The organism is Serratia sp. 25CWL12, assembly GCF_055790885.1.
The window spans coordinates 4,390,059-4,403,816 of the sequence record NZ_CM147698.1 but is presented as its reverse complement, the minus strand read 5'-3'; the positions used below and the strand labels follow the sequence as shown (position 1 = coordinate 4,403,816).

Below are 13,758 nucleotides of genomic sequence, written 5' to 3'. Positions count from 1 at the left end.
CTGCCGCCGTTTTTTGCCGTCTTAACTGACTGACGGGTATCACGTTGTATGATGAAGAAAATAACTATTGGCTTAATCGGTAACCCGAATTCAGGGAAAACGACACTGTTCAACCAACTTACCGGCGCGCGTCAGCATGTCGGTAACTGGGCTGGCGTCACGGTTGAACGCAAAGAAGGTCAGTTCAGCACTCCACAATCACAAGTGACGCTGGTTGACCTCCCCGGAACCTACTCGCTCACCACCATCTCAGAGCAAACCTCTCTGGATGAGCAGATTGCCTGCCACTATATCCTGGGCGGTGAAGCAGATTTGCTGATTAACGTGGTTGATGCCTCCAATCTGGAACGTAACCTCTACCTGACGCTCCAACTGCTGGAACTGGGTATTCCTTGTATCGTCGCCTTGAACATGCAGGATATCGCCAAAAGTCAGAATATCGAAATCGACATCGACGCCCTTTCTGATCGCCTCGGCTGCCCGGTGGTCTCGCTGATTTCCACCAAAGCCAATGGTATCGACAGCTTAAAGTGGACCATTGACCGTCATCAGTTTAACCAACTCAAACCACTGGTAAATTACCCGCCGCAGCTACAAGAAGAAATCGCCAAACTCACCGCTGCCATGCCACAGAATCTACCAACGGAACAGCGCCGCTGGCTGGCACTGCAAATGCTAGAAGGTGACATCTACAGTGTTCAGTTGGCAGGTGATGCGGTGAACATGCTGCCGCAGGTCAAACTGACGTTACAACAACACCTGGATGACCCAGCGCTGGTGATTGCTGATGCCCGTTACCAATCCATCGCTACCATTTGCAATGCCGTCAGCAACGCTCAGCAAGCTCAGCCCAACCGTCTGACCGCCGCCTTGGATCGCGTGATCCTCAACCGCTGGCTAGGTGTGCCGATCTTCCTGCTGGTGATGTACCTGATGTTCCTGTTAGCGATTAATATCGGTGGCGCTCTACAGCCGATTTTCGATCTCGGCTCAGCAGCGATCTTTATCCAGGGTATCCAATGGGTCGGCTACACGTTGCACTTCCCGGAATGGCTCACTATCTTCCTGGCACAAGGTGTGGGGGGCGGTATCAATACGGTTCTGCCGCTGGTGCCACAAATCGGCATGATGTATCTGTTCCTGTCATTTCTGGAAGACTCCGGTTATATGGCGCGCGCGGCGTTTGTGATGGATCGCCTGATGCAATTACTTGGGCTCCCTGGCAAATCTTTCGTCCCACTGATTGTCGGCTTTGGTTGTAACGTGCCGTCGATCATGGGCGCTCGCACGCTAGATGCCCAACGTGAACGGTTGATCACCATCATGATGGCACCGTTTATGTCATGTGGTGCCCGCTTGGCAATCTTCGCCGTATTCGCTGCCGCCTTCTTCGGCCAACATGGTGCGAGTGTGGTGTTCTCACTCTATATGCTGGGGATTGCGGTTGCTATCCTCACCGGCTTGGTATTGAAATACACCATCATGCGCGGTGAAGCCTCACCCTTTGTGATGGAATTACCGGTCTATCATGTGCCACATTTAAAAAGCCTGCTGCTGCAAACTTGGCAACGTCTGAAAGGGTTTGTGCTACGCGCAGGAAAAGTGATCGTGATAGCCAGTATCCTGATTGGCGGCCTGAACAGCTTCTCATTCAATGGTAAACCGGTAGATAACATCAATGATTCCGCCTTGGCGTCGGTGTCCAAAGTGCTCACGCCGCTGTTGCAGCCCATCGGGATTCACCCTGATAACTGGCAGGCTACCGTTGGCCTGGTTACCGGTGCAATGGCCAAAGAAGTGGTGGTTGGCACACTTAACACCTTGTATACCGCCGAACAGATCACCCAACAACCGTTTGATGCCGCCAGCTTTAACCTGCTTGATGAACTGGGGGCCGCGGCCAAAGAAACTTGGCAGAGTATCAAGCAAACCTTCAGCCTCAGTGTACTCGCCAACCCCATCGAGGCCAGCAAAGGCGATGGGGAAATGGACACCGGTTCAATGGGGGTGATGAGCAGCAAATTTGGTTCTGCCATCTCAGCCTACAGCTACCTGATCTTCGTGTTGCTGTATGTCCCTTGTGTTTCAGTGATGGGGGCCATTGCCCGTGAGTCTAGCCGTGGCTGGATGACCTTCTCCATTCTCTGGGGACTCAATGTGGCCTACTCACTGTCCACCCTGTTCTATCAAGTGGCAACCTTCAGCCAACATCCACAATACAGTATGGTGTCAATCCTGTTGGTGCTCCTGTTCAATGCACTGGTTCTGCTCGGTTTACGTAAAGCACGCAACCGCATCACCATCCGGCTACGCAGTGCAACCCCCGTGACATGCCAGCAGCATCCACAAGGTGATTGTCATTAATGGCCAGCTTGCTACAAATTCGTGATGCGCTGGCCCTGCTGGGCAGTGCCCAGGCACAGCAACTGAGCCGCCAACTGGCGACACCGTTGCCACTGGTAGAGGCGATTCTGGAACGCTTGACTGCGATGGGCAAGGTGGAACGTATTGAACAAAGCAGTCAATCCTGCCTGAGCGGTAGTTGCCGAAACTGCCCTCAAGGCCAAGGTTGTAGCCTGGTGGTTTATCGTTTGAAATGAACATCGGGGCAAGCCATAACGCCCCTCTTAATACCCCAGTTCATTCAAGCGGCAGCAAATTGATAAATAATGTGGGCAAACTCCTCGGGGTGAGAAATAAAAGGGGCATGAGCCGCTTTGGGGATCACCACCGACGCCGAGTTTGGCCACAGTTCATCAAGCTGATGGGCCACTTTACGTGGGACCAGCCCGTCCAGAGCACCGTAAACGCGCAGTATGGGTAACGTCAAACTTATCAATTGCTGCCGCTGGTCTACAGTACGCAACATCTCCAATCCATTATCCAGGACTTCAACGCTCGGTATCGGTTGATTAAGCACCACCGTTTTCAACTGACGGGCATCCTGACGGGCACTCTCGGTACCCAAAGTCTGTAACGCCAGAAAACGCTCTACGGTCCGCTTGAAATCCTCGTTCAGCTGTTGCTGAAAGCGACTCAACACCTCGGGGAGGATCCCCGGCCACGGTGTTTGTGCGGTAAAACTTTGCGCGGTAAAACTTTGTGCGGTAAAACAAGGGGAAGAGGCGACGGTAATCAGCCCCATCACGCGTTCTGGCTGCATCCAGGCAACTTGCCCAGCCACCAGCCCACCGAGTGACCAGCCTAACCAGTAAGCCTGTGCGGGGGCTCGGGCCAATAAAATCTCGGCCATTTGTGGTAATGAAAGTGCCCCATACCCTTGGCTGCGACCATAACCGGGCAGGTCGACCAGATGCAGACGAAAATGCGGCGCTAATCGCGCTAGCGAGCAACCCCACACTTCCGCATTCAGCCCCCATCCGTGCAACAGCACAAGATCGCGATCGCCTTCACCTAATGTTTGCCAATACAACGCTGTCATCAATTATTGTCCTTACTACGCTTCGCCTTGCCACTTGCATGACGATGGATCTAACACAAGGGGGGACTATGCTACCAATCCACAGCCGCTGTTGGCTATGCCGACAACCATTACAGCTTAAGCAACAGGGTATATGCAGTTACTGCCTACGCTTATTACCCAGTAACCCCTGTTGTTGCCCCTGCTGCGGTCTGCCCAGTGGCGACCCACATCAACCCTGTGGCCGTTGCCTACTGAAACCGCCCCCTTGGCAGTCTCTGGTTTTTGTGACTGATTACCGTCCTCCGCTCAGCACGCTGATTAAGCGTTTCAAGTTCCAGCGCACACCCGCACTGGCGGCCACCTTGGCGCGTTTACTCCTGCTGCACTGGCTAAAGGCACGCCGCGAACACTCTCTGAACAAACCGGAGATCATTTTATCCGTCCCCTTGCAGAATAAGCGTTGCTGGCGGCGTGGTTACAACCAAAGTGACCTGCTGGCGCGGCCATTGGCGCACTGGCTAGGGTGTGAGTATCATCCTGCCGCCTTACGCCGAGTGAGAGCCACCTCACCACAACAGCAATTGATAGCACGCTTACGACGGCGTAATCTACGTGGAGCTTTTCGCTGCGATGAAAATCTGGCTGGGCGGCATGTGGCTTTGCTGGATGATGTCGTCACCACTGGCAGCACCGTGGCAGAAATCGCTACACTACTACAGAAACAAGGTGTGGCATCATTACAGATATGGTGTATCTGCCGCACATTGTAGTACCACAGCAATAGGCGTATTATACCCTACTATAGAAGTCAACTATTGAGCTAACACTATGATTCGTATAACCGATGCTGCACAGGAACACTTTGCCAAATTGCTGGCGAATCAAGAAGAAGGCACCCAAATCCGCGTATTTGTGATCAACCCAGGTACGCCAACGGCTGAATGTGGCGTTTCCTATTGTCCACCCGATGCGGTGGAAGCCACGGATACTGAACTCAAGTTCGACAAACTCTCTGCTTACGTTGACGAACTCAGTGCGCCCTATTTGGAAGAGGCTGAAATCGACTTCGTGACCGACCAACTCGGTTCACAACTGACGCTAAAAGCACCTAATGCCAAAATGCGTAAGGTGACCGATGACGCGCCCCTGATGGAACGCGTAGAGTATGTGCTGCAATCGCAGATCAACCCACAGTTGGCGGGTCATGGCGGCCATGTGACGTTGATGGAAATTACTGACGACGGGCTGGCCATTCTGCAGTTTGGTGGGGGTTGCAATGGTTGTTCAATGGTTGATGTCACCTTGAAGGAAGGGATCGAGAAAGAGCTGCTACAGAGCTTCCCTGAACTCAAAGGTGTACGGGACCTGACCGAACATCAACGTGGTGAGCATTCATATTATTGATATTTAAGTCATCCCCCACTCATTTGACTGGGGGATGACTGATCAACCTGACAACGTTAAGCGACCGATACTTTCCTGCGTCGTTTATCTAAATCTTTCAATAAACGATTCACCTGCGGATCGGCAAACATCTCTTCCAGTGTATGGCTCAGTTTGCGCCGCCAGTTGGGGTATTGATCACTGGTACCTGGAATATTCACCGGTTCCGCCATGTTCAACCAATCTTCCGGCTGTAGACCAAGCAACGCACTGGCACTGTCAGCCACATAACGCTGCAGACCACGGTTAAGTGTCGGGTTCATTGCCAGCAAGAGTGCCTTCTTACTCACCTTTTGTGGCACACAACCGTAACGGTGCAGCCCATCCAGCAAGCCTTGCTTGGCGCGCTCTCGGTCAGCAAACAGTGTTTTAAGCACCTCGGCATCCGGGTAGAGCCCCAGTTTATTACCCAGCGTCAAATCACCACTTTGCCAATAACCACGCATTGTCGGCAGATCATGGGTGGTAATCGTCGCCATCGCCTGTACCGGGTAAGACTGCGGCGCACGGAACTGCTCTTCCTCATCATGCTCAAAATAGAGCACTTTGTAAGAGTAAATGCCGCTCTCACGCAATTTAGCGACAATCTCCACCGGTACCGTGCCAAGATCTTCACCAATCACCATACAGTGATGACGCTGGCTCTCTAACGCCAATAACGCCAGCAGATCGTCAACCGGATATTTTACATAGGCCCCCTGATCCGCCGTCTCACCGTAGGGGATCCACCATAAGCGCAACAACGCCATGACATGATCGATACGCAGAGCACCACAACTGGTCATGTTGGCACGGAGTAAGTCAATAAAAGGCTGATAGCCACGCGCCACCATGACGTGGGGATCCATCGGTGGTAACCCCCAATTCTGCCCCAGTGGACCAAGAATATCCGGCGGTGCCCCTACCGAAGCCTTCAGGCAATACAGATCCTGCTCGCACCAGGTTTCAGCTCCCCCTTCTGCCACCCCCACAGCCAGATCCCGATACAAGCCAATCGGCATTTCCCGTTGCTGGCTTTGACGGAAGCAGTCGCTAAACTGGCTGGCTGCCAGCCATTGCAACCACAGATAGAACCTGACTTCATCCTCATGCTGTTGGCAGAATGCCAACACTGCCGGGCTATTGCCTTGGCGATAGGTTTCAGGCCAGACCGGCCAGCCCCACATACTGCTGTCTTGCGCCAGAAGATGGGCATGCAGTGCATCAAAAGCCGCCTGCTGATAGAGGCTGCTGCCACCTTGCTCAACAAAATGGGCAAATGCCTGCTTCAGCGCATCCTCTTCCTGACGAGCCTGAAACAGTGGAAAAGCCAGCTTTAGCGCAGTCAGTTTCAATTGCATCACCGCGCTATAATCTACCCAGTCACTATTGCGCGCTTGCTCCAGTAACTGCTGTGTGGTGGCCTGATGCCACCACTGTTGGGCCCCTTCACTGTGTTGAAAGTCCTCTACTGCATTGACATCGATATACGCCACATTCAACCAGCGTCGGGAAGAAGGACTATAAGGGCTGGCACTTTCCGGGCTGGCTGGATAAAGAGCATGAATCGGGTTAAGCCCAACAAAGGCACCACCACGCTGCCCAACCTCATCGATCATCACGCGCAAGTCGCCAAAATCACCGATGCCCCAATTACGTGCGGAACGCAGCGTATAAAGTTGGACACAAGCCCCCCACAGCTTCTTGCCACTTAACAACACATCCGGTTCATAACAACGTTTCGGCGCGATAATCAGCCGGCAGGCCCATTGTTGTTCCCCCTGACTCAAGATGAGTTGATGATAGCCTAGTGGTAATTTGCCAGGCAGCGTCAAGGTTTTCCCCGCACTGGCGCGACCTTGTTGCTGGTGGCCATCTTCACAGTGCAACGTCCAGAGATATTCACCCTTGCCCGCTAGTGGCAAGGCCAACGGACTACCATGATAAAAAATTTTAACATTCGGTAGTGGAGCCCCCTCGGGCTGCGATGGGTTGCCACGCATCGCAGCCAGCAACTTACGCTTGGTTTCCGGCGAAGTCGCCTGGCGTTTACCATGGGCATTCATGTAGTTGGCAGCAATTCCGGCCTGGGTGGCCGCCTGATCAATACCTTTACTCATTCGCTCTCCTTAACGCTTGGCCTGCCAAATGCGCTGCTGGTAGTCGCGAATCGAACGGTCAGAACTGAACATACCTACACGGGCTGTGTTAAGGATAGTACGTCGTGTCCATTCACCGCTGTCACGATACAATTGATCCACCTGCTGTTGCGCCGTGCAGTAGCCAGCAAAATCGGCCAATACCAGATAAGGATCTCCCCCCGCCAACAAGCTGTGTAACATCATGTCAAAGGCGTGCTTATCACCATGGCTGAATGCGCCACTCGCCAACTCATCAAGCAGCGTTTTCAGGTGTTTATCTTTCTTACAATAACTACGCGGATCATAGCCTTTAGCCAGCAGGGCCTTCACCTGTTCCACCGTGTTACCAAAAATAAAGATATTATCCTCACCCACCTGCTGTGCGATCTCGACATTGGCACCATCCAGCGTACCGACGGTCAGGGCACCATTGAGTGCCAATTTCATATTACCGGTACCTGAAGCCTCTTTGCCCGCCGTAGAAATCTGTTCAGAAACGTCAGCGGCAGGGATCATCAATTCAGCGACAGAAACGCGATAGTCAGGAATAAAGACCACCTTCAGGCGTTCCTTAACGAGCGGATCGTTATTGATTTTTTCTGCTACCTGATTGATGGCGTAGATAATATTCTTCGCCAGGTCGTAACCCGGTGCCGCTTTGGCACCAAACAAAAACACCCGAGGCACGATATCCAATTGCGGGTTATCACGCAGTTGGCGATACAGCGAAAGGATATGTAGCAGGTTAAGATGTTGCCGCTTGTACTCGTGCAGGCGTTTGATCTGCACATCAAAGATGGCGTCCGGGTTGAGTGTCAGCCCCATCACCTGGTGAACATAGTTGGCCAACGCCACCTTGTTATCGCGCTTAATCTGCTGGTATTTGTCACAGAATGCGCCATCTTCGGCATATTTTTCCAACCCACGCAAAGCATCAAGGTCATTAGCCCACTCCACTTTCAAGGTGCTGTCGATAAGCTGTGACAACTGTGGGTTACACTGCTTGAGCCAGCGCCGTGGGGTGATGCCGTTAGTGACATTGTGGAACTTATTTGGCCATAGTTGGTGATATTCCGGGAACAGGTCTTTCACCACCAGGTCCGAGTGCAACTGTGCCACACCGTTAACCGCAAAGCCGCTGACAACACAGAGGTTAGCCATGCGTACCTGTTTGTTATGAACCACCGCCAGTTTGCCCCAAACCGTCTCATCACCCGGCCACTGCTTTTCCACCACCCGCTTAAAGTTGGCGTTGATCTGCATAATAATCGAGAAATGGCGCGGCAGCAGGCTGCGCACCAGCTTGGTGTCCCAACACTCCAGCGCCTCTGGCATCAATGTGTGGTTAGTATAAGCAAAGGTCTGGCTGGTAATCGCCCAAGCGGCATCCCAATCCAATTGGTGCTCATCGAGCAGAATTCGTAGCAGCTCAGGAATGGCGATGGTCGGATGGGTGTCATTAAGCTGGATCACTTCGTACTTGGGTAAATCTTCAATCTTACGCCCAGCCTGATGGTGTTTACGCAGAATGTCAGCCACTGAGCAAGCGCATTGGAAATACTGCTGCATCAAGCGTAGGCGCTTACCCGCCTGGTGGTTATCATTCGGATAGAGCACTTGGGTCAGCTTGGCCGCTTCAACACCCTGTTTTTCCGCCTGCAGGAATTTACCCTCATTGAACGCCGCCAAATCAAACGGATGAGCATGGCTTGCCTGCCACAAACGTAGCGGCTGGGTGACGCCATTGCGGTAGCCGATCACCGGCAAATCCCAAGCCTCACCGCGCAGAGTGAATGCCGGATGCCATAACTCACGGCCATCGGCCAACTTCTCCAGCTTGCCACCGATACCCACATCCACTGACAACGCCGCATTATGGCGGAACCAGGGGTAACTCTCGCGCTGCCAATTATCCGGTGCCTCTTGTTGCCGCCCCTCTTTGAAGGATTGACGGAACAAACCATATTGGTAGTTCAAACCATAACCCGTAGCCGGTTGCTCAACGGTGGCCATTGAGTCGAGGAAACAGGCAGCTAAACGCCCCAAGCCACCATTCCCCAATGCCGGGTCAGTTTCCTGTTCCAATAGGTCCGCCAATTTCACATTCTGCTCTGCCAGTACGGTTTCTACAGTGTCATACCAACCAAGATTGATCAGATTATTGGCGGTCAGGCGGCCAATCAGAAATTCCATTGAGATGTAGTTCACATGGCGCAACGAAAGGCTGTTTTTACTCGGTGCTGGCTGTGCGCCCAATTGTTCGGCAAGAGCTGCACTCACAGCTTCCCACCATTGATGCTGAGTCATCTGCTGTGCGGAGATGAGGCCAAAACGCTGCCACTGACGAGTCAGCGCAGCCTGAAAAACACCCTTATCGAGCATAAGTTGTGGCATAAGAAAAACTCTCTATCGGATAAATGAGCCAATTTTTTCACTATCGTGCCGGGGAGAAGAGATAACAGCATCATCCCGCTTGAGGATTAGCTGGGGAGGAGGATTGGGGCGTAGCTGGAATTGTGATCTTGGACACTGTTTAACCCCCTTCTAGCGAAGCCATTAACTCATAAGAGTCATCAATGCACAGCAAAATAGCGGGCTGGTCTACGACATTAACCTATCCTTATTACCCTGTAATAGACAAGGGTATTACTACCTATCTATACAACAAACTGCGATGGTGTCTACCTAAAAAATGTGATCAATAGCAATTAAACTCTAAGCCAAAACTTATCCTTGTTGCATTACGTTTGCTGATGTTCGAATTTAATAAGCGCTATTAATTACGAACCACAAAATAATTAGTGCAACTTCAGTAGTAAAACAGGATCATGTTACAAGGAGATGCTGTTAGCGACTCCTTCAGCGGCAGGGACCATACTTTACATCTGGAATATTATGCTGATTCCATCAAAACTGAGCCGCCCGGTACGGCTACAAAATACCGTGGTACGTGAACGTCTACTGGCGAAGTTAGCCGGTGCAGCGAACTATCGCCTGACGTTGGTCAATTGCCCCGCAGGATATGGTAAGACCACCTTAGTGGCACAGTGGGCCGCCGATAAATCTGATTTGGGTTGGTATTCTCTGGACGAGAGTGACAACCAGCCAGAGCGCTTTGCCAGTTATCTGATCGCCGCGCTACAGCAAGCGACTAACGGCCACTGCGTGAAAAGTGAAGCATTAAGCCAAAAACACCAGTACGCCAGTCTCTCCACACTCTTTTCACAACTGTTTATTGAGCTTTCTGATTGGCATCAACCTTTGTACCTGGTGATTGATGATTACCATCTGATCACCAATGACCTGATCCACGAAGCGATGCGTTTCTTCCTGCGCTACCAGCCAGAGAATCTGACGCTATTTTTGCTCACGCGCACCTTACCGCCAATTGGCATCGCCAACCTGCGCGTACGCGACCAATTATTAGAATTAAATACACAACAACTGGCGTTTACCCATCCAGAGGCCAAACAGTTCTTTGACTGCCGTCTGAGCTCACCTCTAGAACAAGATGACAGTAGCAGCCTGTGCGATGAAGTTGCTGGCTGGGCAACCGCACTACAGCTGATCGCCCTCTCGGCTCGCCAATCTCCCTCATCGGCTCAACAATCCGCCAAACGTCTGGCCCGGCTCAACGCTAGCCACCTTTCCGATTATCTGGCTGATGAAGTCCTGGATCGCGTTGATACCCATTCCCGGGCATTTCTGTTGCGTTGTTCCGTATTGCGCTCAATGAACGACTCACTGATCGTTCGCCTGACGGGGGAAGATAATGGCCAACAGCGGCTGGAAGAGCTGGAGCGGCAAGGGTTATTTATCCATCGCATGGACGATACCGGTGAATGGTTCTGCTTCCACCCACTTTTCGCCTCATTTTTGCGTCAGCGCTGCCAGTGGGAATTGGCGCTGGAGTTACCAGACTTGCATCATGCCGCCGCCGAAGGCTGGTTGGCACTGGGTTACCCGGCAGAGGCCATTCACCATGCGTTGGCAGCCAGCGATGTCAGCATGTTACGCGACATCCTGTTGCAACATGCCTGGTCGCTGTTCCACCACAGTGAGCTGGCACTGTTAGAGGAGTGCTTAAACGCATTACCTTATGAACAACTGGTGCAGATACCCAAACTGGCGCTATTGCAAGCCTGGTTGGCACAAAGCCAACACCGTTACAACGAAGTCAACACCCAACTGGAGCGGGCTGAACAGGCCATGCGCCAGCAGCAACTCACCATTGACCAAACGTTGCATGCGGAGTTTGACGCACTGCGAGCCCAAGTGGCCATCAACGCCGGCAAACCGGAAGAAGCCGCGCGGTTAGCCAGTGAAGCCTTAAAATTCCTGCCACTGTCCAGTTATTACAGTCGCATCGTGACCACCTCAGTAACCGGTGAAGTACACCATTGTAAAGGCGAGCTGGCGCGAGCGTTGCCGATAATGCAACAGACAGAACAGATGGCCCGTCGCCATCAAACTTATCATTATGCGCTGTGGGCTCTGTTACAACAGAGTGAAATTCTGATTGCCCAAGGTTTTCTGCAAGCCGCCTATGAAACCCAGGAAAAAGCCTTCGAACTGGTACATGAGCAGCATCTGGAACAACTGCCCATGCACGAGTTCCTACTGCGCATCCGCTCACAACTTCTCTGGTCATGGTCAAGATTGGGTGAAGCGGAAGAGGCTGCCCGTGAAGGGTTGAAGATTTTAGCCAACTACCAACCCCAGCAACAGTTACAATGCTTGGCCATGTTGGCAAAATGCGCCTTGGCACGGGGCGATCTGGATAATGCCAACCGCTATTTGCAACGTTGCGACGACCTGCAACAAGGCGCGCAATACCACCGCGACTGGATCACCAATGCGGATAAACCACGCGTGATTTATTGGCAGATGACCGGTGATACCACTGCGGCGGCCCATTGGCTCCGCCATACCGAAAAACCCGGCATGGCGGACAACCACTTTATGCAGGGGCAATGGCGTAATATTGCCCGTGTGCAAGTCCTGCTTGGTCAGTATGAAGAAGCAGAAGTGGTGCTCGACGAATTAAACGATAATGCTCGCCGCCTGCGCCTGGTAAGCGACCTCAACCGTAATTTACTGCTCAGCAATCAACTCTACTGGCAGATGGACCGCAAAAGCGATGCGTTACGGGTTCTGATAGAGGCGCTTTCACTGGCTAATCGTACCGGGTTTATCAGCCACTTTGTTATCGAAGGGGAACCGATAGCCCAACAATTACGCCAATTGCTTCAGCTCAACACCTTACCGGAAATGGAACAACATCGTGCGCAACGTATTCTGCGCGATATTAACCAGCACCATCGCCACAAATTTGCCCATTTTGACGAAAACTTTGTCGATAAACTGCTGACGCATCCGCAAGTACCGGAGCTGATCCGCACCAGCCCCCTGACCCAGCGTGAATGGCAAGTGTTGGGGCTGATTTACTCCGGTTACAGCAATGAACAGATCGCCAATGAACTGGATGTGGCTGCCACCACCATCAAAACCCATATCCGTAATCTGTATCAAAAGCTCGGGGTCGCCCACCGGCAAGAAGCGGTACAACAGGCACAACAATTGCTGAAAATGATGGGTTACGGCGCTTAGAACATCAGCATTTGAGCCCCTGGTTTGAGTCTGCTCAAATGCTGATGAAAAACGCCAAGTGTTTTTATACTCGTCATCAATGTCAATAAAACGGCGGCGCTGTTGAGCTTAAGTCTATTATTTAGCGTATGAAGGTTGAATTAACCCTTTGATATCCTGATATAACGCCTGTGGGATCGCCAAGCCCTGTTTCAGAGCCCGTTCACGCGCTAGGTAACGGCGCTGTCCGGGCAGCCTGGCCCCCTGGCTGACCATCTCGGCGAACATCTTTTCAGCTCGAGAAAAATGCTGCTCTTTTTCTGCCCCCAAAAAGCGCTCTGGATCAATGGCAATAATCAGTTCCCCACCACGTGGCGATGAGCCAGTCCCCTCATCAAAGGCCAGCGATTCAACGCTGGTCATATCGCCGATCAACGGCCCGGCAATCAACTCGACCATGGCCGCTAACGCCGAGCCTTTATGGCCCCCAAAGGTCAGCATCGCCCCTTCCAGCACCGCAGCCGCATCCGTTGTTGCCTCGCCCTGAGCGGTGATCCCCCACCCTTCGGGGATCGGTTTCCCGGCTCGCCGATGCAGCTCAATCTCACCTCTTGCCACCATGCTGGTGGCCAAGTCGAAGATAAAAGGTGGATGGTTCGGCCGAGGCCAACCAAAAGCAATGGGATTCGTGCCAAACAGTGGACGATGACCACCCGCAGGGGTAACCCAAGCATGGCTGGGGGTAAATGCCAAGGCAACCAGACCCGCTTCCGTCAAGGGCTCAATGTCCATCCATAACGCAGAAAAATGGACACAATTATTGATCGCCAATACGCCAATGCCTAATTGACGGGTCTGCTCAATCAATAAAGGAAGCGCTTGTCGATGCGCCAATAACGAGAATGCTCCCTGTGCATCCGCGCGTACCAACGCGGGTGTCTGGCGTGTAATCACCGGCATGGCATCCACAGACACTTTGCCAGCCTTAAGCGAATGGACACAACCCAACAGCCGATAGAGACCATGCGAGGCGCAACCGTCACGCTCACCCGCCGTGACATTTTCCGCCACCACCTGCGCATGCTGCTCGCTGAACCCATTCGATAACAGAGCTGAATAAGCTAATTGATGCACCTGCGCCACCGTCATCTGTACCGTACTTTCCCGATCTTTCATACACGC

Annotated in this window: 9 protein-coding genes; 5 read left to right on the top strand and 4 right to left on the bottom strand. The window is 52.5% G+C overall.

What is annotated here, in order from left to right; all coding sequences use genetic code 11:
* Positions 1 to 51: 51 nt before the first annotated feature.
* Positions 52 to 2,364, top strand: coding sequence for a Fe(2+) transporter permease subunit FeoB (gene feoB / locus ACX9GV_RS19125; protein WP_473198075.1), 2,313 nt, complete (start codon positions 52 to 54; stop codon positions 2,362 to 2,364).
* On the top strand, positions 2,364 to 2,600 hold the full coding sequence (locus ACX9GV_RS19120) for a FeoC-like transcriptional regulator (RefSeq protein WP_023490083.1): 237 nt from the start codon (positions 2,364 to 2,366) through the stop codon (positions 2,598 to 2,600). The genes feoB and ACX9GV_RS19120 overlap by 1 nt, the downstream gene beginning before the upstream one ends.
* Positions 2,601 to 2,644: 44 nt before the next feature.
* On the opposite strand, the gene bioH is transcribed toward ACX9GV_RS19120, so the two are convergent.
* On the bottom strand, positions 2,645 to 3,442 hold the full coding sequence (gene bioH, locus ACX9GV_RS19115) for a pimeloyl-ACP methyl ester esterase BioH (protein WP_473196562.1): 798 nt from the start codon (positions 3,440 to 3,442) through the stop codon (positions 2,645 to 2,647).
* A 68-nt stretch (positions 3,443 to 3,510) separates the two neighbouring features.
* Between bioH and gntX the strand changes: the two genes are divergently transcribed.
* Positions 3,511 to 4,194 (top strand): DNA utilization protein GntX, encoded by a 684-nt coding sequence (gene gntX, locus ACX9GV_RS19110; RefSeq protein ID WP_473196561.1) that lies wholly within the window; start codon positions 3,511 to 3,513, stop codon positions 4,192 to 4,194.
* A 58-nt stretch (positions 4,195 to 4,252) separates the two neighbouring features.
* Positions 4,253 to 4,828: a Fe-S biogenesis protein NfuA gene (nfuA, locus tag ACX9GV_RS19105; RefSeq protein WP_473196560.1), complete on the top strand. Its 576-nt coding sequence runs from the start codon at positions 4,253 to 4,255 to the stop codon at positions 4,826 to 4,828.
* A gap of 56 nt (positions 4,829 to 4,884) precedes the next feature.
* On the opposite strand, the gene malQ is transcribed toward nfuA, so the two are convergent.
* Both malQ and malP read right to left on the bottom strand, forming a co-directional pair.
* Positions 4,885 to 6,966: a 4-alpha-glucanotransferase gene (gene malQ, locus ACX9GV_RS19100; RefSeq protein ID WP_473196559.1), complete on the bottom strand. Its 2,082-nt coding sequence runs from the start codon at positions 6,964 to 6,966 to the stop codon at positions 4,885 to 4,887.
* Positions 6,967 to 6,975: 9 nt separating this feature from the next.
* Positions 6,976 to 9,381, bottom strand: coding sequence for a maltodextrin phosphorylase (gene malP / locus ACX9GV_RS19095; protein WP_023490078.1), 2,406 nt, complete (start codon positions 9,379 to 9,381; stop codon positions 6,976 to 6,978).
* Positions 9,382 to 9,882: 501 nt separating this feature from the next.
* On the opposite strand from malP, the gene malT reads away from it, so the two are divergent.
* On the top strand, positions 9,883 to 12,597 hold the full coding sequence (malT, locus tag ACX9GV_RS19090; protein WP_473196558.1) for an HTH-type transcriptional regulator MalT: 2,715 nt from the start codon (positions 9,883 to 9,885) through the stop codon (positions 12,595 to 12,597).
* A 117-nt stretch (positions 12,598 to 12,714) separates the two neighbouring features.
* Here the strand turns inward: malT and ACX9GV_RS19085 are convergent, their stop codons facing one another.
* Positions 12,715 to 13,752: an Ldh family oxidoreductase gene (locus ACX9GV_RS19085; RefSeq protein WP_473196557.1), complete on the bottom strand. Its 1,038-nt coding sequence runs from the start codon at positions 13,750 to 13,752 to the stop codon at positions 12,715 to 12,717.
* Positions 13,753 to 13,758 lie beyond the last annotated feature (6 nt).